Source organism: Thermosynechococcus sp. Uc (genome assembly GCF_029335995.1).
In the GTDB taxonomy this organism is placed as follows: Bacteria; Cyanobacteriota; Cyanobacteriia; order Thermosynechococcales; family Thermosynechococcaceae; genus Thermosynechococcus.
The window spans coordinates 1-21533 of the sequence record NZ_JARJMS020000004.1 but is presented as its reverse complement, the minus strand read 5'-3'; the positions used below and the strand labels follow the sequence as shown (position 1 = coordinate 21533).

General features: G+C 52.3%; 21 protein-coding genes, 1 tRNA gene and 1 pseudogene. 12 read left to right on the top strand and 11 right to left on the bottom strand.

Going from position 1 to position 21533, the window contains the following annotated elements; translation table 11 throughout:
* Positions 1 to 44 precede the first annotated feature (44 nt).
* From P3X23_RS00420 to P3X23_RS00405, 4 genes are all read right to left on the bottom strand, one after another.
* On the bottom strand, positions 45 to 881 hold the full coding sequence (locus P3X23_RS00420) for an amino acid ABC transporter permease (RefSeq protein ID WP_300871997.1): 837 nt from the start codon (positions 879 to 881) through the stop codon (positions 45 to 47).
* 31 nt (positions 882 to 912) lie between these two features.
* The gene (locus tag P3X23_RS00415; protein WP_300871994.1) at positions 913 to 1707 is read right to left on the bottom strand and encodes a TlyA family RNA methyltransferase; all 795 of its coding nucleotides are present in this window, start codon (positions 1705 to 1707) and stop codon (positions 913 to 915) included.
* Positions 1704 to 3293: an ABC transporter substrate-binding protein gene (locus tag P3X23_RS00410; protein WP_300871989.1), complete on the bottom strand. Its 1590-nt coding sequence runs from the start codon at positions 3291 to 3293 to the stop codon at positions 1704 to 1706. The genes P3X23_RS00415 and P3X23_RS00410 overlap by 4 nt, the downstream gene beginning before the upstream one ends.
* A gap of 38 nt (positions 3294 to 3331) precedes the next feature.
* Positions 3332 to 3404, bottom strand: a tRNA-His gene (locus P3X23_RS00405).
* Positions 3405 to 3450: 46 nt separating this feature from the next.
* On the opposite strand from P3X23_RS00405, the gene P3X23_RS00400 reads away from it, so the two are divergent.
* The 3 genes from P3X23_RS00400 (at position 3451) to P3X23_RS00390 (ending at position 7103) form a co-directional block, all read left to right on the top strand.
* A complete protein-coding gene (locus P3X23_RS00400; RefSeq protein WP_300871986.1) occupies positions 3451 to 3840 on the top strand; it encodes a DUF4359 domain-containing protein in 390 nt (129 codons plus the stop codon).
* A gap of 106 nt (positions 3841 to 3946) precedes the next feature.
* A complete protein-coding gene (locus P3X23_RS00395) occupies positions 3947 to 6535 on the top strand; it encodes an AAA-like domain-containing protein (protein ID WP_300871983.1) in 2589 nt (862 codons plus the stop codon).
* Between the two features lie 163 nt (positions 6536 to 6698).
* On the top strand, positions 6699 to 7103 hold the full coding sequence (locus P3X23_RS00390; RefSeq protein ID WP_300871981.1) for an ATP-binding protein: 405 nt from the start codon (positions 6699 to 6701) through the stop codon (positions 7101 to 7103).
* Positions 7104 to 7123: 20 nt separating this feature from the next.
* On the opposite strand, the gene P3X23_RS00385 is transcribed toward P3X23_RS00390, so the two are convergent.
* The 6 genes from P3X23_RS00385 to P3X23_RS00360 all read right to left on the bottom strand — a co-directional run bounded on the left by P3X23_RS00385 (position 7124) and on the right by P3X23_RS00360 (position 13503).
* Positions 7124 to 8035: a branched-chain amino acid transaminase gene (locus P3X23_RS00385; protein ID WP_300871979.1), complete on the bottom strand. Its 912-nt coding sequence runs from the start codon at positions 8033 to 8035 to the stop codon at positions 7124 to 7126.
* Between the two features lie 92 nt (positions 8036 to 8127).
* The gene (locus tag P3X23_RS00380; protein ID WP_300871977.1) at positions 8128 to 9138 is read right to left on the bottom strand and encodes a DUF389 domain-containing protein; all 1011 of its coding nucleotides are present in this window, start codon (positions 9136 to 9138) and stop codon (positions 8128 to 8130) included.
* A 45-nt stretch (positions 9139 to 9183) separates the two neighbouring features.
* A complete protein-coding gene (locus P3X23_RS00375; protein WP_300871975.1) occupies positions 9184 to 9636 on the bottom strand; it encodes an MEKHLA domain-containing protein in 453 nt (150 codons plus the stop codon).
* A 15-nt stretch (positions 9637 to 9651) separates the two neighbouring features.
* A complete protein-coding gene (locus P3X23_RS00370; RefSeq protein ID WP_300871973.1) occupies positions 9652 to 10806 on the bottom strand; it encodes an alanine--glyoxylate aminotransferase family protein in 1155 nt (384 codons plus the stop codon).
* Positions 10807 to 10839: 33 nt separating this feature from the next.
* A complete protein-coding gene (locus P3X23_RS00365) occupies positions 10840 to 11853 on the bottom strand; it encodes a type I glyceraldehyde-3-phosphate dehydrogenase (RefSeq protein ID WP_300871970.1) in 1014 nt (337 codons plus the stop codon).
* Between the two features lie 87 nt (positions 11854 to 11940).
* Positions 11941 to 13503: a photosystem II high light acclimation radical SAM protein gene (locus P3X23_RS00360; protein WP_300871967.1), complete on the bottom strand. Its 1563-nt coding sequence runs from the start codon at positions 13501 to 13503 to the stop codon at positions 11941 to 11943.
* Positions 13504 to 13717: 214 nt separating this feature from the next.
* On the opposite strand from P3X23_RS00360, the gene P3X23_RS00355 reads away from it, so the two are divergent.
* Positions 13718 to 14074 carry a DUF1830 domain-containing protein gene (locus P3X23_RS00355; protein WP_300871965.1) on the top strand — a complete coding sequence of 119 codons (357 nt, stop codon included), beginning with the start codon at positions 13718 to 13720 and terminating at the stop codon, positions 14072 to 14074.
* Complete coding sequence (locus P3X23_RS00350) at positions 14071 to 14745, top strand: RibD family protein (RefSeq protein ID WP_300871963.1); 675 nt, start codon at positions 14071 to 14073, stop codon at positions 14743 to 14745. Before P3X23_RS00355 ends, P3X23_RS00350 begins: the two co-directional genes overlap by 4 nt.
* Positions 14746 to 14782: 37 nt before the next feature.
* On the opposite strand, the gene P3X23_RS00345 is transcribed toward P3X23_RS00350, so the two are convergent.
* Positions 14783 to 15532, bottom strand: coding sequence for an HAD family hydrolase (locus P3X23_RS00345; protein ID WP_300871962.1), 750 nt, complete (start codon positions 15530 to 15532; stop codon positions 14783 to 14785).
* A 66-nt stretch (positions 15533 to 15598) separates the two neighbouring features.
* Here P3X23_RS00345 and P3X23_RS00340 point away from each other — a divergent pair, with 66 nt between their 5' ends.
* The 7 genes and pseudogenes from P3X23_RS00340 to P3X23_RS00310 all read left to right on the top strand — a co-directional run.
* Positions 15599 to 16201 carry an aminodeoxychorismate/anthranilate synthase component II gene (locus P3X23_RS00340; protein ID WP_300871960.1) on the top strand — a complete coding sequence of 201 codons (603 nt, stop codon included), beginning with the start codon at positions 15599 to 15601 and terminating at the stop codon, positions 16199 to 16201.
* Between the two features lie 51 nt (positions 16202 to 16252).
* Positions 16253 to 17002 (top strand): MBL fold metallo-hydrolase, encoded by a 750-nt coding sequence (locus P3X23_RS00335; RefSeq protein ID WP_300871958.1) that lies wholly within the window; start codon positions 16253 to 16255, stop codon positions 17000 to 17002.
* 188 nt (positions 17003 to 17190) lie between these two features.
* On the top strand, positions 17191 to 18162 hold the full coding sequence (locus P3X23_RS00330; protein ID WP_300871956.1) for an ABC transporter ATP-binding protein: 972 nt from the start codon (positions 17191 to 17193) through the stop codon (positions 18160 to 18162).
* The gene (locus P3X23_RS00325) at positions 18155 to 18982 is read left to right on the top strand and encodes an ABC transporter permease subunit (RefSeq protein WP_300871955.1); all 828 of its coding nucleotides are present in this window, start codon (positions 18155 to 18157) and stop codon (positions 18980 to 18982) included. Before P3X23_RS00330 ends, P3X23_RS00325 begins: the two co-directional genes overlap by 8 nt.
* A gap of 12 nt (positions 18983 to 18994) precedes the next feature.
* Positions 18995 to 20536 carry a Gldg family protein gene (locus P3X23_RS00320; RefSeq protein WP_300871953.1) on the top strand — a complete coding sequence of 514 codons (1542 nt, stop codon included), beginning with the start codon at positions 18995 to 18997 and terminating at the stop codon, positions 20534 to 20536.
* Positions 20537 to 21025: 489 nt separating this feature from the next.
* Positions 21026 to 21178: a hypothetical protein gene (locus P3X23_RS00315; RefSeq protein WP_300871951.1), complete on the top strand. Its 153-nt coding sequence runs from the start codon at positions 21026 to 21028 to the stop codon at positions 21176 to 21178.
* Positions 21179 to 21420: 242 nt separating this feature from the next.
* Positions 21421 to 21533: pseudogene (locus tag P3X23_RS00310) on the top strand (Photosystem Q(B) protein 1); the annotation flags it as partial.

Below are 21533 nucleotides of genomic sequence, written 5' to 3'. Positions count from 1 at the left end.
TTTTAACAGCTACGCCTACTATATCATACTCATAACGGTTTTGATTATGAAATAGCTGATCGCTGCCACCGCCGCTCCAGGAGGCGAGAAAGCCGTGACAGGGGAAAACAGAGGGCAAAGTAGAACATCGCGCCCAAAACATAGACAAAGAGCTTCCGCTGCGGATCTGTAATCGGATTGGCAAAGGTGCTGGTCGTGTTTTGCAGCTCTGGAACGCCAATGACCACCAGCAGAGCGCAGTCCTGCATCAGCGTAATGAAGTTATTGGTAAAGGGGGGCAAGATGATCACAATGGCTTGGGGCAGAATAATCCGCCATAGGGTTTGTCGATCTGAGAGCCCCAAACTGAGACTTGCTTCCGTTTGTCCCTTGGGAACTCCCTCTAGGCCACTGCGAAAGACTTCGCTCAAGTAGGCACCGTAGTTAAAGCCCAAGCCAAGAATGCCGTAGAAAATGTAGTTAAACAGGGGTGACACAAGGCGGTTACTTTGCAGCACAGTCATGACATCAAAGGCAATTTGGCGAGGATCAAACCCCCACTGACTTAAGAGGCCACCAATGCCAAAGCCCCAAACGAGCAGTTGCACCAGTGTAGGGGTACCCCGCACGAATTCAATATAAACCGTACTGAGCCAACGCAATGGACGGGCAGGATGTAACCTTGCCCAGGTGGCGATCGCCCCCAAGATCACCGCCAAAAGCAAACTAAAGACTGAGATTAGAAACGTCGTAATTGCCGCCTGAAAGAGAAATGGTGCATATAGTCCTAACGTGTCGCGAAAGGAGTAAAGATAGCCACAAAAGGCAAGAATACCCAGCCCTAGGCAGAGTAAAAAGATGCCATTGAGCCACTTTGCCCAAGGGGGGATTAACGGTGCCACTTGCTGCATTCTCGAAAGAGCGGGATTTTTGTCAGGAGGATGATACCATCTTGTTTTGCGGGGAAGCATTCTCCACAGAACCACAGGAAAAGTAGGCAAGAAATTCCTGATTGCCCGCAGGCCCTAAAATTGGCGAGGGAGTCACACCGTGGCACTGCCAACCCAAAGCCTCGGCTGCTGCTATCACCTGAGCCACCGCTTCTTGACGTGCCTTGGCATCGCGCACTACACCATTTTTGCCTAGGCGATCGCGCCCCACTTCAAACTGTGGTTTAACTAAGGCAATCAATTCTCGCGGCGGTAGGAGCAATTCCCAGAGCGCGGGTAAAACTTTAATCAGCGAAATAAAGGAAACATCCACCACACCGAGATTTGGTCGGGGTGCATCATCGCTGTACAGATCAGCAGGCGTAAGATAGCGCAGGTTGGTGCGTTCCTTCAAAATAACACGCGGGTCTTGGCGCAGCTTCCAGTCCACCTGCCCATAGCCAACGTCAACGCCATAGACAAGTCTGGCTCCCGCTTGCAGCAGACAGTCTGTAAATCCCCCTGTGGAAATGCCTCCATCCAAACACACGCGATCGCGCACCACCACAGGAAAGACCCCTAGGGCATGGGCGAGCTTTTCACCGCCGCGGGAGACATAGGGGGATTTAGCCTTGATCTGAATTGAGGCATCCGCCGCAACCAACGTCCCCGGTTTGTCAATGGGCACGTGATTCACTTGGACTTGGCCGGCTCGAATCCAGCGCTGCGCCTGCTGACGGCTTTCACACAGGTGCCGCTCCACAAGGAGACTATCCAAGCGTTGTTTGCGGGGATTCATTGGTCTTTTTGAAGGGGGGCAAAGGCAAACAGTTGATTGACATTAAGGGCGAGACCCTGCACATTGGGCTGGGCGAAGAGAGTGGTTTGACTCTGCCATAAAGGCAAGAAGGCCACAGCCTCAGCATTGAGTTCCTGAAGCTGACGCAATAGCGCCCTACGGCGTTGGGGATCCGCCTCACGGCGACTGGCAACAATCAGCTCATTGGCCTCAGGACTGTAGAAAAACGATCCCCAAGCGGCACTGGCACCACTTTCGCAGCCCGTTTTCACAGAACCGCGATCGCAACTGAGGAAAGGTTCCAAGTAGTTATCGGCATCGTAAAAATCACCGTACCAGTCAAGCAAGACCAAAGGATAGGCTCCACTTTCTAAATTGCGGTAGATTGTCGCAGCGTCGGCACTGTCCAATTGCACTTGAACGCGATCGCCCAAATCCCGCTCCAATGAAGCTTTAATCACCGTTGCCGCCAGCACATTACTGGGCACATTGGCCCGGTACCAAAGGTTAACCACTAAAGGCTGCTGTGGTGAAATGGTTGTCTTTTGCAGCCAGTGGTCTATTTGGCTAGACTGACCGTCTCCATAGCGATCGCGAAAGACGGGTTCACTCACAGCAAATAAACTGGGCACCAACGAGTACAGGGGTTCTGCTTCCCCCAAAAAAACCCGTTCCGTAAGACGTTGACGATTGACACTGGCCGCCAAAACCCGCCGTGCCGCCAATTGATTCCAAGGTGGTTGCCGCAAGTTAATACTCAAGACGGTGACCACATTGCCTGCTCCTGTGACCACCTGCCAGTGTTTGGTTGCAGCTTCAGCCTTAAGGGCACGCATTTGATTGGGATCTAGAGCGCCGATTGCCACATCCACAGCGCCAGTGCGAAAGGCATTGTAAAGATTGGCACTGCTGGAGAAGATTTGCAAGCGAATGCCGGCATTTTGCGGTTTGCTGCCCCAATAGTCCGCAAAGGGTTCCAAGTGCACACCATCGCTACCATACTGCACCAAGCGATAGGGACCAGTGCCAACGAACTGTGCTGGCAAAAACCCATTGCCGGCTGCCCTGTACGCCGCAGGGGAAACAGCGCACAACCCACTAAAGGCCAGCAGATGCACAAAGGCAACAAAGGGTTCCCTAAGGCGAATTTCCAGTAAATCGTCAGTGATTGCTCTGATGTCTTTAACTCGTCCCGCCAAGAGGGAGGCGGGCTGACCGCCACTATTCATAAACCGCTCAAGGGAAAAGGCCATCGCCGCTGCATTAAAGGGGGTGCCATCGTGGAAGCGAACCCCTCGCCGCAAGGGAATGCGGTAAGTCAGGCCATCCTCACTCACCTCAGGTAACGCCGTGGCCAGTTGGGGAATAAGATTTTGGCCGTCATAGGTGTAGAGGCGATCGCCCAAGTTAAACAGCAGTAGTCCCGCCAAATTTTCGTAAGCATCAGCGGGGTCGAGGGTGCGCAGGCGAGCCGTGGTACCAATGACAATCCTGTGATCCCCTTGGCGGGGTACATCACCGCCACAGGCAACCAGTAGCAGACTCAACAACAGGACAAAACATTCCCACAGTCGTCGTTGTGCCACGAACCCATCCGCTCGGTATATCATCCACTAGAATCAAGGGCGAGCGATGGGACTCGAACCCACGAATGGTGGAACCACAATCCACTGCCTTAACCACTTGGCGACGCTCGCCGTATTTCCTGAGCTAGTCTTCTAGCATAGCATAGAGACCTCTACCATGAAAGTGCCCCTTGTTTCCCAAGTTATAGCACGCCCTCTCTGGTGGGGGGGCGGTGCCTTTCTGGCTTTAACCCTCACTGTTGCCTGTTTCACCAATCCCACCCCCGCCGATTATCAGCAACACGCTGCAACGGAAATTAACACGTTCCTTTTAACCCAAGTGTGTCCAGAGATCCTCAAGCGGGATGGGGCGATCGCCATGCTGGCCTTGGAATTTTGCGAGCAACTGGAGTCCCGTCCTGCAGAGGCGATCGAACGCTACATTAGTTACAACACCCAAGTCTACAACTTGGGGGTGGCGACCCTCTTTGTAACAGAATTGCCCATTCAAAGGGTCTGGAGCCTCGGCCTCTTTGGTCAAATTATCCCCCTTAACCTAGAGAAGTAACCCTTGCTCAACTTAGCCAGGGGGTCTGCAGTGGGGAAAAAGAAAGCGCCTATGCCAAGATATATCAACAAATATCAACAACGAGCAGCAAAACCACACATTAACCATGATTGGGAAAACCCTAGGCGGGCGCTATAAACTACTTCGAGTCTTGGGAGCGGGGAACTTTGGCCAAACGTTTCTTGCTGAGGATGTTCACCGTCCCATTCGTGCCAAATGCGTTGTCAAGTACCTGCGACCCGCCCGTACCGATACAGCGTTTCTCCCCTTGGCGCGATCGCTCTTTCAACGGGAGGCACAAATTCTAGAGCGGCTGGGTAGCCATGAGCAAATCCCCCGCCTCCTGGCCTACTTTGAGGAAGACAACGAGTTTTACCTTGTTCAAGATTTTATCGAGGGTCAAGTCCTACGGCAGGAATTGTTGCCGGGCTGCGCTTGGCCGGCGGCACGGGTGATTGAGTTACTTCAAGATGCGTTAGGAATTCTAGCTTTTGTTCATCAATGTGGTGTTATTCACCGCGATATTAAACCCGATAACCTAATTCGTCGCCAAGCGGATCAGCGCCTAGTCCTCATTGATTTTGGGGCAGTGAAGGAAATGGGGGTTTCTATTGGCGGCGGCACCTTAGTGGGAGAGACCCATCCCCAGACGATTGCCATTGGTACACCGGGGTATATGGCACCGGAACAAGCCCAAGGTCGTCCTCGGCCAGCCAGTGATCTCTACTCCTTGGGAATGGTGGCTGTACAGGCTTTGACGGGGTTAAATCCCCTGCAACTCACTCAAGATCCCTACGGCTATTGGTGTTGGCAAGCGGCTGAACCGGTGGGCGATCGCCTAGTGCAGTTTGTTAACAAGCTAATTCATCCTTCCCCTTACGAGCGCTTTGCTACGGCTACCGATGCCCTTGCCAGTTTGCAACAGGTGGAGGTGCCCAAATCCTTTTGGGTTCGCCTTGGTAAATTACTAAAAACGCCCGTTCAAGACCTCTGGCGATCGCCAAGGAAGGATGAGGGGGCTGCTACGATGCCGTCTGCTCCGCCGCCTTCTGTTTCCCCACTGCAAGCCACTGAACCCAAACCGCTCTTCTCTACACCGGCTGCCACCGCAGTCCCTGCCAACCAAGGTCGCCATGTGTTCATCAGTCACTCCAGTAACGGTACCGATTTGCAGTTGGCAAGTGCCCTCCAAGCGGTGTTGCAAAAAGCAGGGCACCAACCCTTTATGGCCAGCCAAAGTATCCGCCTTGGGGAGGCATGGGCGCAGCGGATTGATCAGGAGCTAAAGCGGTGTGATTTCTTTGTTCTGTTACTTTCGCAAACAGCAGCTCAAAGTGAAATGGTGCTTGAAGAAGTCCGCACCGTCAAACAGTTGCAAGCCCAAAGGAGCGATCGCCGTCCCTTTATCTTGCCTGTACGGGTGAATTTTCCCCTCGATATGCCCTTGAACTATGAGCTGCGGGGGTATTTGCATCGACTGCAACAGCGCTTCTGGCGATCGCCAGCGGATACCGACCCATTGCTGCAAGAGATTCTCGACTTAGTGAATGCCACGACAGCCCCTGTGGCCATCAGTAGCGAGTCCGCCCAAGAAACTATTGCTGAACCCGCTCCAGCCGACCCATTGGTGAGGGATGGTGCTCCCGTTCCCGTGGCGGAGCCAGAACTCCCCGAAGGTCAAGTGGAAGTGGCCTCGGCTTTTTATATTGAGCGACCTCCGATTGAGCAGCGCTGTCGCGAAACCCTCTTGCAACCTGGCTCCCTCATTCGCATCAAAGCCCCCCGCCAAATGGGCAAAACCTCACTGATGGCAAGGCTCCTCTACCGCGCCACCCAAGAGGGCTATGGCACTGTCCCCCTCAGTTTCCAACTGGCAGATGCTCAAGTGTTCAGCGATTTGGAAAAACTACTGCGTTGGCTCTGTGCCAGTGTCGGGCGGCGACTAGGGCTAGAAAACCGCCTCAATGAGTATTGGGATGACATCTTCGGCAGCAAATACAACTGCACAGCTTATTTTGAGGAGTATCTTTTACCCAACTGTCAAAAAGCGGGGACACGATTTGAGAGTCGCCCCCTGGTTCTGGGACTAGATGAAGTGGATCGGGTGTTTGAATATCCCAACGTGGCCAGTGACTTTTTTGGCCTGTTGCGGGCATGGCATGAAGAGGGCAAAAATCGCGATATTTGGCGTAACCTTCGCCTGATTGTGGTTCATGGCACCGAAGTTTATATTCCCTTGGACATTAACCAGTCCCCCTTTAACGTTGGCTTAGCGGTTGACCTCCCTGAGTTCAATCAAGAACAAATTGCCGAATTGTGTCGCCTCCACGGTCTCAACCTTTCAGAGGCACAACTTCAAGAACTTCAGCACTTGGTGGGGGGACATCCCTATCTCATTCGTCTTAGCCTGTACCACCTTGCTCGCCAAGAGCTTTCGTGGCAAGAGTTAATCGCTAACGCTGCCTCAGAAACGGGGTTATATCGCGATCACCTGCGGCGACAGTGGTGGCATCTCCAGCAGCAGGAAGACCTCGTGCCCGCCTTTAGGGAGATTCTCCAAGCGGACAAGGGCAGTCTTGTTGATAGCACCATTGGCTTTAAGCTCCACAGTTTGGGACTGATTACCCTAGAGGGAAATTTAGCTCAGGTGCGCTGTGATCTTTACCGCCGCTATTTTGGCGATCGCCTGCACTAGTTGACTGAAGTATGGGTAGTCCAAGTAGCGGTTGTGCGAGCAACAACTCCCTTGCTAAGCTAGAGGTGGAGGGGTTCGGTTATCCGCCAATGACTCTGACTAGTCTCGGATCTGTATCCCGCTGCCCAGTTATTCTTCGCGGGTTATGCCGTCTATGACGTTAATGTACGTTGCACCTCAATGGCAAACCCTAGCATTTCCCTCAACACTTTTTCTTCAACCTGTTTTAGAAATTCTGTTGAGTGATCTTCCCCCCCAGTACAAAGATGAAATTAGGCTAGGCCTCCAAGAAGCCCTGGTCAATGCGGCTCGGCACGGCAATCAACTCAACCCCGAAAAGCTGGTTTCTGTCCGTTATACCTTTTCCCCTGATCAATGCTGGTGGGTAATTACGGATCAGGGGGACGGCTTCTCACCGCCCAGTAATGTTTCTGAGACTGCGGATGAATTGTTGCCAGCCGCCGACTGTGAATGTGGTCGGGGCTTATTTTTAATCTATGCCATTTTTGATGAGGTCTATTGGAACCCTAAAGGAACGGAATTGAGCCTCTGCAAGTACCTCACATGAGTGGATAACAGCCAGTTGGGCTAAAGCGCAATGACATCAATCCAGTGGCGATACTGTGGCTCTCGACCTTCAACGATTGCCTGTAATTGTTTTTGCAGTTGGAGTGTCAAGGGGCGATCGCTAGGCAGTGTATAGGTCTCAATGCGACTGACGGGCACAATTCGCGCAGCCGTGCCGGTTAAAAAAACTTCATCGGCAATGAGGAGTTCCGTGCGATCCACGGGGCGCTCAATGACCTTGACGCCGGCTGCTGCTGCCAGTTCAATCACACTGCGGCGGGTAATCCCCTCAAGAATATCCTGATCCACACTGGGGGTAATCAGTTGGCCTTCCCGCACCAGAAAGAGATTCATGCCTGTGGCTTCGCAGACTTTCCCTTGATCATTGAGGAGGATTGCTTCGTCAAAACCGCTGGCAACCGCTTCTGTTTTTGCAAGAGCAGAGACAATGTAAGAGCTGGTCAGCTTACCCCGCAAAGGAAACGAGCGATCGCACTGCCTTTGCCAAGAGCTAATGCGACAGGTGACGCCCGCGGCTGAAAGGTAGTCGCCAAGGGGCATGCCGTAAATCAGGAAGTCTTTTTCAAGATCGTGAAGTCGGGGGGTAATACCTAGCCCAGAGGTATAGACTAGAGGGCGAATATAGAAGGGCACGCTGGGTTGATTTTTTTGTACCCATTCGACAATTTTGGACTTAATCTCGCTTGTTGGTAATTCATAGCCCAGATAGTGGGCACTGCGACTGAGACGACGACAGTGATCCTCAAGGCGAAAGAGAAGAATCTCCCGAGCATTCGTGGGATTGGGCAAACCGCGCAGACCTCCTAGGGCTGCCGTTCCGTAGTGCAGTGCATGGGTTGCCACAGAAATTTTAGCCTCTGCAAAGGGCACAAATTGACCATTGAGATAGGCGTAGGGGAGAAAGTTACTCATGGCTTGATTGGAAGCGTTGTAAAAGCCGAATGAAACTCAGAATTAGGCTGGAATTTCCATAGTCTAACATTTTGGCTTACCCTTCAAAAAAACTAGGGTAACGGCGCCTCAGAGGTTACTTCTTCGATATTCGAGACTTGGAGCACCAGACGAAACGGCCGTTGCATCCGCTGTTGGATAAACTGCTCCATCAGTTCTACCTGTTTTGGGGTCACAGGTTCACGGGCACGGACATTAATGCGCACGACGGGGGGGTCGGTTACCCAGGTTGTCTCCATGTTCAACAAATCCAAACGTTGAAATGTCAATGTCCCCCTCAGGAGGGCTTGGCGCACTTTTTGTTGCAAGCGCACTTGCTCGATGAGGCGGCTAAAACTAATAGCCAAGGGAATCATCAAAAGAGCCGTCAGGGCAGCGGCAATACTCAGGGGACGGCGGCTTTGGTGCAGGGGAATATAGCCAACTAGAACAAAAACCAGCATGCAGGCAAGGGTAATTCCCAAGAGGTTGGTTAAATACAACAGTGTTGCCCCCCCACTGAGGCTAGTATTCCATTGGGCAATGCCCAAACCAATGGTGCAAACAGGCGGCATCAGTGCAACAGCGATCGCTGTTCCTGCCAAGGTATTCGAGACACGAGGCTCAGCCATGGCATAGGCACTTACTGCTCCCGCCGCAACAGCAATGCCTAAATCTAGAAGAGTCGGTTGCGATCGCGCCATGATCTCACTGCCGTAGGCCTCAAGACCAACAATCATTCCCAGCATCCAAGAGATGCCAATGGCCATGAGCGTACCAACAATTAGAGCAGTTGCCGCCTCGCGAAACATCTTAAGTTCACCGATGAGAGCTGCCAGAGCCAGCCCGCGAATCGGCAACATCAGGGGAGCAATCACCATCGCCCCAATGATGACAGCCGCACTATTGGCCAGCAAACCAAAGGTGGCAATCACGCATGAGCTAATAATCAGAACAATGTAGGGCACATTGAGCTGGGATTCGGCATAGAGGATCTGGATGAGCTGACTGAGGCTTTCGGGGCTGCGGCGGTGGTAGCGAAAAGACTGAAGTTGATGGAGCCAATGAGTAAAAACTTGTTTCATGGGCAACTCTAGGCGGCAGTTTTTCAAGAAAAGACTAAATCAATCCTACAGGAACTGCCACTGATCAAAAGTTGCCGCCTGTCCCACCGCTCCCCCCGCCTCGTCCAAGACAGTCCAAATCCAAGCATTTTCAATCCGAAAGCGCCGCCCAGATCGAGAGATACGAATGCCGCCGTAGTTGTTGATGTAGCCCTGCCTTGCTGCTTGGGCAAGAAGTGCTGAGCGCTCTGCCTGAGCAATGGGTTCCGCAGTCAGCCGTGAGGGGAGCTGTACCAGTTCTGGCCAAGAGAGTTCCCATAGGGCAAGGGCTGCTTGGTTGCCGTAGTTGAGCACTGGATCTGCTTCGCACCCATGGGAAAGAACAGGTTGGAACCAGTGGAACAACTGCTGTGCCAATTCCAGGTCATCCTTGGCTCCCTTAGGTAGGAGCGATCGCCCCGTCCAGTGTTGAAAACTGGCACAGATTCGCCGCGCTTGCTGAACGGCGTGCGGCTGCAACCAAGGCTCCATCCTCTAAATGGTGGTCAATATCCGACTCGCGGCGGCCACCCCAGCACCGGGACTAAAGTTGCTGTATCCCAATTCGCCGAGCACCGCTTCAAGGGCACTAACTGCCGCCAGAATATCGCGATCGCTAACAAAGCCAAGGTGACCCACGCGGAAAATCTGCCCCTTCAGATGATCTTGACCACCCGCCAAGGCAATGTCAAAGCGTTTTTTCATCAGACTGCGAATCTTCTCGGCCTCCACCCCCTGAGGAGCGACGGCGGTAATTGCGGGACTGGCACAGTGATCCGCAGCATAAAGGGGCAAATTCAGCGCCTTCATCGCTGCCCGTGTGGCGGCCATTAATCGTTGATGCCGCGCAAAAATGTTCTCCAACCCCTCCGCTTGCATCATCTCCAGTGCTGTCTTCAAAGCAAAAAAGAGATTCACAGGCGGTGTAAAGGGGGTGGTGTTCTTGGCGGCGTCCTTGCGGTATTTCCCCAAGTCAAGGTAAAACTTCGGCAGGTTAGCTCGCTCGTAGGCTTGCCATGCCTTGGCACTGACGCTGACAAAGGCCAATCCCGGCGGGATCATGTAACCCTTCTGGGAGCCTGAGCCGACCACGTCCAATCCCCATTTACCCACAGGGACATTGACAGCTCCTAGACTAGTGACTGCATCGACAATGATCAAGGCTTGGCCATGGGCTTTCACATGCCGATTGATGGCCTCTAGATCGTTGATTACCCCCGTTGAAGTTTCACTGTGGGTAACGATCACCGCCTGAATGGTTTTGGCCGTGTCTGCCTCTAGAACTGCTTTGAAGTCATCGGGGTTGAGGGGCTGTCCCCAAGGGGCGGTAATGCGCTCCGTTTTCAGACCGTAGGCCTCACAGACCTCTGCCCAGCGATCGCCAAATTTACCATTACAGCCCACAAGGACGCGATCGCCCGCACTGAGAAAGTTAATGATCCCGGCCTCCATCGCCCCTGTCCCACTGGCAGCCAAAATCAGCACGTCATCTGTTGTTTGATGCAGCCATTTCAATCCCGCTGTCACCGCCGCCATGATCTGGCTAAAGTCACCGCTGCGGTGGCCAATGGGGTGTTTACTGAGGGACAAAAGTACCGACTCCGGTACCGGCGTAGGCCCCGGAATCATCAACATTGATTTATCTTGCATCGTGAGTTACGAACCAATCCTGAAAATGAAAAATTAAGCCCAGTGAGCGGCCATATGCTCTGCCAAGTCCAAAACCCGCTGGCTATAGCCCCACTCGTTATCGTACCAAGCCACCACTTTCACCAGATTGCCCCCCATCACCATTGTTAGGGACGCATCCAAAATCGAGGAGGCGTTGTGACCCCGATAGTCCGAAGACACCAGTTCCAATTCGCTGTAGTGGATAATCCCCTTCATGGTGGTTTCAGAGGCTTCCTTGATCACTTGGTTCACCTGCTCAGCAATGGTGGGTTTTTCCACCTGAGCCACAAAGTCCACCACAGAAACATTGGGGGTGGGTACCCGCAGAGCAATCCCGTTCAGCTTACCTTGTAACTCGGGAATGACCAATCCCACCGCCTTAGCGGCACCCGTAGAGGTGGGTACAATATTCATGGCTGCTGCCCGCGCCCGCCGCAAATCGCGGTGACTGGCATCGAGTAGGCGCTGATCTCCGGTGTAGCTGTGGGTTGTTGTCATCATCCCCTGCTGAATGCCAAAGGTTTCATGGAGCACTTTGACAATGGGGGCTAAGCAGTTGGTGGTGCAACTGGCATTGCTGACGATGGCTTCACTGGGATCGTACGTATGGTGATTCACCCCCATCACATAGGTGGGAATGTTGCCTTTACCAGGTGCTGTAATCAGAACTTTTTTGGCTCCCGCACTTAGGTGTTTACTGGCACCCTCGCGGCTGGTAAAGACCCCCGTGGCTTCAATGACCAGATCAATGCCCCAAGCGCTCCAAGGCAGATTTTCAGGGTTGCGATCTGAGACACATTTAACCGCATGCCCACCTGCATAGATGCAGTTATCGTCAGCAGTAATCTCGGCATCTTGGAAAATGCCCAACATCGAGTCATACTTCAGCAAATGGGCATTGGTGCGGGGATCGGAGGTATCGTTGATGCCTACAATCTCTAGCTTGCTATTGGCTTTTCGCTGTAACCAGCAACGCATGAAGTTCCGACCGATGCGCCCAAAACCATTGATAGCGACTCTAACCACCTGATCCCTTCCTCTGTTTACTAACTCATTGCCAGAAATGATCTAGGAAACATTCTAAGGGGGAATGGTCATTTTATTTCCTTTTTTTTAACGGCGCACCAAAGGTCGCTCCTCCAGAGGAGCGGACAAGGCTTCCTCTAAGGGAGCACAGCCAAAGCGCTCCTCTAAAAGAGCCATCACAGTACGACCAAAGTCATTGGGATTGAGTCGCCAAGCTGCAAGGCACACTTCCCCAAAGACGGATCCCATGGGTTCGGGGTTCCAAAGCAATTTTTTGGCGGTCCAAGGCATAAGACTCATGGGGTTGTAGCCGGGGCGCAAAATGCCGCGCTCGAGGGCATATTCCTCAAGGTGGGTGTGGGGTTGCAGGCCAATGAAGAAGATGGCTGGTTCAACGTTGTTGGCACCAAAGATGCGTTCTAGCTCGCGGTGGTAGGCAATCGTCTGGGCAATGGTGTCGGGACGTTCGTCAATAACATTAAAGGAGTAGTTCACAGAAACAAGTGCATTAAACCCCGCAGCTTTCAAATCGCGACAGTTCTGCAATACCGTTCGCAGGTTATAGCCCATGCGCATTTTCCGCACCAGTTCTTGGGAGCCACTGGTAATGCCGATCTCAAAGTAGTTCATGCCGGTTTGCACCATGAGGTCGCACAGTTCGGGCGTGAGGTTGTCGGCACGGATGTAGGCTGCCCAGTGAATATCCTTCATGCCTGCTTTGAGAATTTCCCGCAGCAGGGCGATCGCATCGGGGATAAATTTGCGAGCGGGAATAAACTGGGCGTCGGTAAACCAAAAATTGCGCACACCGCGATCGTAGAGCTGCCGCATTTCAGCGACGACTTCCGCAGGGGCGTTAATGCGTACCTGTTTGCCTTCAACTACGGTATAGACGCAGTAGCAGCAGTTGTGGGGACAGCCCCGTTTGGTTTGCACGCCAATATAAAAATCACCCCCCTGAAGGTAATACTCGAATTCTGGCCAAATGGTTTCGATGTAGTCATAGTTGCAGGCGGTTTTTTCGATGGGGGTTGGCCATTCGTGGATCAGGCGATCGCGGGGCTTTTCAACACCGGCAATGTAGCAACGCTCTCCCCCAATCGGTTGGTGCGTTAAGACTTTGTGCAGTAGCGTTTCCCCTTCACCCACGGAAACAATGGTGCCTTTGGGCAGTTGAGAACCCAACTGTTCATAAAAGACACTGACCGCACCGCCACCAACAATGGTCGTAACTTCAGGATGGTGACGCTTAGCATGGTGAAGTCCCAAACGGATTAAGTTGAGGTTTCGCCAGAGTTCACCATAGTAGGCACTCATCACCCGCAGCCCCCCGATCGCCCCCCGCAACTTCACCAAGGGATTGCGAGCGTAATAGACCTCAAAGGCATTTTGCAGTGGATTGCCTCCCCGTCCCCCCACAGGGGCATAGATTTGAATGTCCCGCCAAGAGAACACAAGATGCGTGGGCTGAAATTCCTCAATGACCTGGGCAAGGGCTCGGCGAAAATCAAGGGGCGGCACCGTTCCCAAATCAAAAATTCGTTGTTCAACACTTGGCAATTGCTTATGGATATAGTCCGCAAGATACACGACACCAATGGGAAAAATGGGGTTGCACGGCAGACGGACGTAGAGGACACGGGGAGACATCGGCTAGCCCAAGATCTATAGAAACGCTAAATTTTTAATAAATCTCTATCGCTGTTTAGGTTTTAACACATTTGCGCCTTTCTAGCAGGGGATCACAGGGACTCAAGGCAAGGATCAACGATCCATCTGTAATTGAGTTTACAACTATGTCGAATTGGCAATGTTAGGCTAACAAGGGTAAAGACACCTCTCATAGCAAAGCCACTTAATTCCTATGCCGCAAATCTTTGATCTCATCCCCACTGAAAGTTGCGATCGCATCCTCTGCTGTTATGTCAACGCCACCAGCAAAATTCAGGTGGTGCGGATTACAAATATTGCCAATTGGTATTTCGAGCGGGTTGTTTTTCCGGGTCAACGACTGGTGTTTGAATCACCACGGGCAGGCCAACTGGAAGTTCATAGCGGCATGATGGCCAGTGCGATTCTTTCTGATACCATCCCCTGTACAGAGCTACTTGTTCAAGAAGGTGGTGGTAATTTTTTTCCCAGTGATCCCGTTATCCAACAGCAGTTAGAATTGATCAATGAGACTCCTGAGACGGTAGTAACAAAAGTAACAAGTCATTGAGTCAAGTTAGTCTGCGCCCTCGCACCACTGCAATTTTAGCCACAAGTTTAGATGGCAAGCTTGCCCGTTCGGAGGCAGCGGGGAAGCGTATTGCCTCTCACTACGATTTTCAACACCTTGAACAGCAGGTCGCCCAGGTGGACGCCGTACTCTTTGGGGCGACAACGTTGCGCCTGGGGGGAACAGCAATGCGCCTTCAATCTCCCCATCTGATTGCTGAGCGCGAAGGTCAGGGGCGATCGCCCCAACCGTTGCAAATTGTCTGCTCCGCCAGTGGTAACTTAGATCCTGCGCTTCCCTTCTTTCGCCAGCCGATTCGCCGCGCCCTGCTGACCACTGAGAAGGGCGCTAGCCATTGGCAAGGATCTACTGCCTTTGACGACTGTTGGTGCGTAGGAGAAGAAGCAATTGACTGGCCGAGGGCATTTACGTGCCTTCAAGGGGCAGGGGTGCAAACCTTGGCCGTGTTGGGGGGCGGACAGCTTTTAGCATCCCTATTGCAGATTGCTGCTATTGACGAATTATGGTTGACCCTCTGCCCACTACTCCTAGGGTCGGCAGCCCCTAGCCTCTATCCCAATGGAGTGGAATTCTCGGGGACGTTGACGCTGCTCAATGTCTTGCCTGTGGGCAATGAAGTGTATCTCCACTACCGTCTCAACTATGTTTGACCAATTGCAAAGAATGCTTGATCGCCACTGCGTCCAATCAATTCTCCTCAGGGATAATCTGCATTTCCAAGGGTGAGGCAAGAATGCAATCACAGTAGTTGAGGATGGGTGGCGCATGCCACCCCCACGTGACACCAATGCTCCCCGCGGCTCCCCCCCGCCGTGCCATCAGACCATCGCTATCCGCATCACCAATGACCACTGTTTGCTCTGGTTGCACTCCAAGGCGATCGCACACCCTGAGGAATACCTGTGGATCGGGCTTCATGGGTGGCTCATCTCCCCCCTGCCAGAGTTGGAAGAAGGGCTTCAAGTGATAGGTGTCTAGAAAAGCCTCAATTTCTATCGTGCGATCGTTGGAGATAACCGCTAAGGCACATCCTAGCCCATGGAGCCGTTGCACTAGCTCAATCACCCCCGGCAGGAGCGGTGTTAACGCTGCTTTAACAGTAAATTCTCGGTCTGCTTCAGAAAAGGCGGCCTTCGCCCGTTCTAGGGCGGCAATCCAAGGAATTCCCTGTGTGGCCACAAAAGCTGCGGCGGCAATCAAGTTCTCCTGCCGTGTCCCCACTGCTTGCAATCCAGTTGGATCGAGATGCTCACCAATCACCCCAAAGGCCTGAAGTAGCGTCTCTTTCAAATTGGGAAAATGTTCGGCAATTTTCACAGCGCGGGCGATCGCCACCCACCTCAGGTAATGGGCAACATCCGCTAATGTGCCATCCTTATCAAAGATCACCGCTGCTACCGAGTGAAAACAGCGTCCCTGACACCACAGCTGCACCATTGCCCAAACCTCTTCGGTAGTAGGATCAAAACACGAAGCATAGAAAATGATGAGGATACTTCCCCCTTGATTATCGTCATTGATAACTACGACAGCTTCACCTACAACCTTGTCCAGTACTTAGGGGAGCTAGCGCAGGAGTTCCCAATTGCTGCGGATCTGCGGGTCTTTCGCAACGACAAGATTACCCTCGATGAGATCACTGCCCTCGCCCCTGCAGCTGTTGTCATTTCCCCAGGCCCTGGTCGCCCTGCGGACGCGGGAATTTCTGAACCACTGATCCGCACCTATGCTGGCACACTGCCAATCTTGGGGGTTTGTCTGGGGCATCAAGCCATTGGGGAAGTCTTTGGCGCTGCGGTGACACTTGCACCTACACTGATGCATGGCAAAACATCAGAAATTTACCACAGTGGTGTGGGGGTGTTCCAAGATTTGCCCCAACCCTTTACAGCAACCCGCTACCACAGCCTCGTCATTGATCGTGACAGGTGTCCCGATGTATTGGAAATTACCGCTTGGACAGAAGACGGCCTAATTATGGGGGTGCGCCACCGCCAATATCCGACGCTGGAAGGGGTGCAATTCCATCCAGAGAGCATTCTCACCACCTGCGGCAAAGACCTGCTACGGAACTTTTTGCGACGGGTGTCTAGTCCATCGTTGTAAACCAGCCACTTTTCGGTACACTGAGCTGGAATAGGAGTGGGGAGAGAAAAAATGGAACGGCGGCAGTTCTTGCGTTGGGCTCAAATTGGGGCGATCGCCAGCCTTGGTGGACACTGGGCAGCCCATGCTCAAGGGAATGGTCTTTCCCTACAGTGGTTTGGCCACACCTGTTTTCTCTTTATTGGCAGTGGTCAGCGGCTACTGGTGAATCCCTTCCGTCCCATTGGTTGCACCAAAGGATTACGGCCTCCCCGTGTGGCTGCCGATATTGTCATGATTAGCAGTCGCCTCTTCGACGAAGGCTACATTGAAGGCTTACCGGGCCGACCTAAACTGCTCTTTCAACCGGGCTCCTATAAAGTTAATGGTCTGAATATTCAGGGCATCCGCACCAGCCATGACCGCGTCGGTGGCTTCCGCTTTGGCATCAATGTGGTTTGGCGCTGGCAACAAGGGGGCATCAATCTTCTGCACATGGGGGGCATTGCCATGCCCATTACCATTGAGCAACGAATTCTCATGGGACGACCTGATGTAGTGATTGTGCCTGTAGGCGGGAGTGATAAGGCCTATACGGCTGAGGAGGCCAAGGCGGCCATTGAGGTTCTACAACCCCGTTTGGTGATTCCTTCCCACTATCGGACGGCGGCTGCCGACCCCAACAATTGTAATCTTACGGCTCTAGAAGACTTTTTGAAGGTGATGGAGGGAACTCCGGTGCGCCGCAGTGGTAGTGCATCCCTCAGTTTATCGGCAGCCAATTTGCCCCAGAAGACCACTATCCAAGTTCTCAGGATTTGATTGGGAAAACCGCTATTATCGCTATTATTATGTGTCTTATGTGTCAGGGTTTGCCGTACCGCCCTTTTCTAGTAAGGATTGGAGATGCGCGCAGGCTGCGGGTATGCATTCCTGTTTGACAGTGGTTTTGACTGTTTTGAGAGTATTCTCTCAGGAAAAAGGGCTGTAAAACGAGTTGAGGAAACACCATGATTCAGGTCGAACACCTGACCAAGGTTTACGGTACAACCGTGGCGCTACGGGATGTCAGCTTTTCAGCCGCCAGTGGTGAAATTCTCGGTCTCCTCGGTCCCAATGGCGCAGGCAAAACCACCACAATGCGGATTTTAGCAGGGTATCTACCGGCAACGAGTGGTACGGCTGCCATTGCCGGCTATGAAGTCCACACCGATCCAATGGCGGTACGCCAGCGCATTGGCTATCTGCCAGAAAATCCCCCCCTTTACACGGAAATGACGGTGGCGGGCTATTTGCACTTTGTGGCTCGGATCAAGGGGGTCAGTGCGGGCGATCGCCCCCAGCGGGTAGAATATGCCCTCAAAAGCTGTGGTCTCTGGGATCAGCAACAGACAATTATTCGCAAACTCTCCAAGGGCTATCGGCAGCGGGTCGGCATTGCCCAAGCCATTGTCCACGATCCGCCGGCAATTATTTTGGATGAACCCACCGTGGGTCTTGATCCGCGTCAAATTATTGAGGTACGGAATTTAATTAAAAACTTGGCAGGACAGCATACAGTGATTCTTTCCACCCATATTTTGGCGGAAGTGAGCATGACCTGCGATCGCGCAGTGATTATCAACAAAGGGGAGGTGGCAGGCATTGGTCAACTGGATGAATTGCTGCAACGCCTCAGCAGTAGCTACACCTATGACCTCGAACTCGTGGGCGATCGCTCCCAGATTGAATCCCTGTTACAACACCTTCCCCATCTACAGCAGATGACATGGGACAGTAGCACTGTCCAACAGCGACAGCAGCTTCGGGTAAGTAGTCCCGTAGAAATTGGTGCCGATCTCGCCAGTCTCCTTGTCCAAAATGGAGTGCAACTGTTTGAAATGCGCCGCTCCCGTGCCAACCTAGAGGAAGTGTTCTTGAAATTAACAACCGATGAACCAGTCGCAGAACCCAGCGATGCACCCGAAGAAGCCCATGCTTAGCGTTTCCCGCCACGGGCTGCGTGTCCTTTTTGCCAACATTCTTGCCATTTACCGCCGCGAACTCCAGAGTTACTTTACTGCCCCCTTCTACTACGTAATTGCCGGAGTATTCTGGCTGCTTAGCGGCCTCTTTTTCCTCGTTGTCATGACAACAATTATTAGCCAAGTGGCTCAGCAGGATTTACTGCAACAGCAGTTTGGAGCGCCAAGTCAAGCCATTGATGTTCCCAAGCTGATTCTGGAAAGCTTCCTTGGACTCCTAGGATCTATTTCCCAAGTTATTTTGCCAATGCTCTCTATGGGGCTTTACACCGAAGAGCGTAAGCACGGCACCCTAGAACTGTTGGCCACCTCGCCGATTACCAACTGGTGTGTGGCAACGGGTAAGCTTTTGGCAGTGCTGACGTTTTATACTACGCTCCTGCTGCCTGTCATTATTTATCAGTTTGTTGCCCTTCAGCAGAGTACGCCGCCCCTCTCCCCTTGGCTGATTTTGGCGGGCAATGGCGGATTGATTCTTTTGGCCGCCGCCATTCTCTCCCTAGGAATGTTTCTCTCATCCTTGACCGACAGCACGATCTTGGCAGCCATTTTGGGGTTTGCTGTGTTGCTAGTTCTCTGGGTGCTGGATGTTTTGGCTAAAAATACTGGAGGGAATCTCAGTGATATCCTTTCCTATCTCTCGCCCCTAGAACACTTTACCCATCTGACACGGGGAATTTTTCGCAGCAGTAGCCTTGTCGTTTTTGGCAGTTATATTTTTCTAGGTATTTTCCTTACGGCGCAGTCCATTGATGCCTTTCGTTACCAGCGCAATTAGGGAGTATCGGTCATGAAACGCTTTGCCCTAAAGTCACCCACCCGATTCACCACGGTATTACTGTGGGCAGCGCCACTTTTTATCATTGCTGGCTTGAGTGCCGGGATTGTCACCAAGCGTTGGAATTGGCTCCCCTTGAGTCTTTTAACCTTGGGGGGGATTGCCTTGCTGCTGTGGCTGATCCAGCAAAGTCATGTCTCCACAGGGTTTTGGGGACGGCGTTCCACCCAAACGAGTACTAATGCCATCCTCACTGTGATTGCCGTAATTGCCCTGTTGGCCATCGTCAACTTTTTGGCCGATCGCTATCGTGTTGAGGTTGATCTCACTGAAAACCGTGCCTTTACTCTAGCGGCAGAAACTCGTGATATTTTGCAAAATCTAGATCAGCCGGTGCGGGTTTTGGTATTTGATGCCAATGCGGCCAGTCGCGATCGCCTGCTGTTAGAGCAATACCGCCGCCAAGCCAATAACCAGTTTTCCTTCGAGTTCATTGACCCCCAAAAACAGCCCGCCCTAGCCAAAAAGTACAACGTGACTCAAGTGGGACAAGTGATTGTTGTGGCGGGGAAGAAAACTCAGCGCATTGATGAAAACCTTTCCGAAAGCAACCTCACCCCTGCCTTGATTCGTGTTACCAGCGATCGCACAATCCGCGCCTATTTCACTACGGGGCACAATGAACTCCCCCTCACAGGTGGGGCAGCTAGCCTCAGTGAGGTCGCTAAGCTCCTAGAGCAACGAGATGTGCAACTACAGCCCCTCAACTTACTAGAAAAAGGCAAAATTCCTGGGGATGCCAATGTCATTGTTGTGGCTGGCCCGCGGCAGCCCTTTTTGCGGCTTGAGCAGGATCTGCTCAAAGAGTACCTCAATCGTGGCGGTAGCCTTTTGTTGATGCTCGATGTTGATGTCAACGCGGGTCTTGAGGATTTACTGAAAAACTGGGGACTCACCTTGGATAACCGCTGGGTTATTGATGGCTCTGGGGTGGGTCAACAGGTGGGACTAGGTCCTGACACCATCATTGTTACCACCTATGGCAATCACCCCATTACTCAACGCTTTGCCCAAGGGCCTAGTGTCTTTCCGCGGGCACAGGCCATTCGTATTAATCCTGTAAAGGATGATAACATTGTGGAGATTGCCCTCTCTGGACCACAAACTTGGGCAGAAACCGAGTGGCAGTCGGGCAACCTTGAATTCACTGAAGGCGTAGATACCAAAGGTCCACTGCCGATTGCCGTGGCAATTACTCGTCAATTGAGTGCCAATCCACCAAAGGAAGCCCGCTTGGTTGTCTTTGGCGACTCAGAGTTTGCGACCGATGGCGTGATTGCCTATCAAGGAATTAATAGCGATCTTTTTGTCAATTCCGTACTCTGGTTGGGCGATCGCGACCAAAAGGCCCTCTCTATTCGTCCTCGTGAAACCACCAACCGCCGCCTTCAACTCAATGTGACTACCAGTCGTTGGATTGAGATTATCAGCGTGTTGCTATTGCCCCTTGTGGGTTTTGGCTCAGCTATTTTTGTCTGGTGGCGACGACGCTAGCCATAGCAACAGCCTCCTCTTCTTACCCTTGTTTGCTCCTTTGTGCCCTGATGTTAGTCTTTTCGGCGGCTGCGTGGCCACGGTCTTTTATCTGGGCCTCAAGCTAGGGTTTGCGCTGTTATGGGCACTGATCCTAGCAACGTAAGCATTGGCAGTTGGGAGTACCTAGATAAATATTCTTATACTCCTCTTGTTACGACTTTTGGTGGCTGGTGGGTGGGTCTATCGGTCAAATTTTTTGGGGCAACAGGGGGCTTAGCGGATGCAATCGCAGAGTTACACTGCCAAGGTCGGTGAAGTTATCGCTTACTACCGGGTATGGCATTGGCTTCTAGCCTATCCTTACTCTTTGATAGTAGGGCTGGCTCTGGAAGTCCAATGATGGAAATGGTGGCTTGGGTAGTTGGTTAGCGGATCGTTTGAATCTACCCCCAGATAGCACCCGCATTCTTACCCTCTGTGGGATGGCAACGGGTCTGGGTGTGTTTTTTGAATGTGTCCTTAGCTGGCATGATGGGGGCAATCACGGTGGTTGTCACGAAAACGCCTTTGGAGCTGGCGGTGATTCTGACGGTCATTTCCCATACGGCAATGCTGCCCCTGATTACGATTGCCACCGTAACCAGTTACGTTACCTATTGACCTTGCCCATTGCTTGCATCCCCAGCCAGCGATCGCGCGCGGCTCCCCCTGATCCCTGAGAAATGATTAACAGAATATAAAATTCGGATGTAACCCTTTACATTTCCTGAGAGATTGATTAATATATGGTTACATTCCGTTGCACAAAGCCAGCGGGTGCTCCTGAGATTTCTCAGAAACTTGCTGGAGAATTGTAAACGGTTTGTAATATTCATTCATCTTGTTCAACAGGACTTATCACTATGACGACTGTTTTACAACGTCGCGAGCAACTGAACCTGTGGGAGCAATTTTGTAGCTGGGTCACCAGCACCAACAACCGCCTTTATGTGGGCTGGTTCGGCGTGTTGATGAT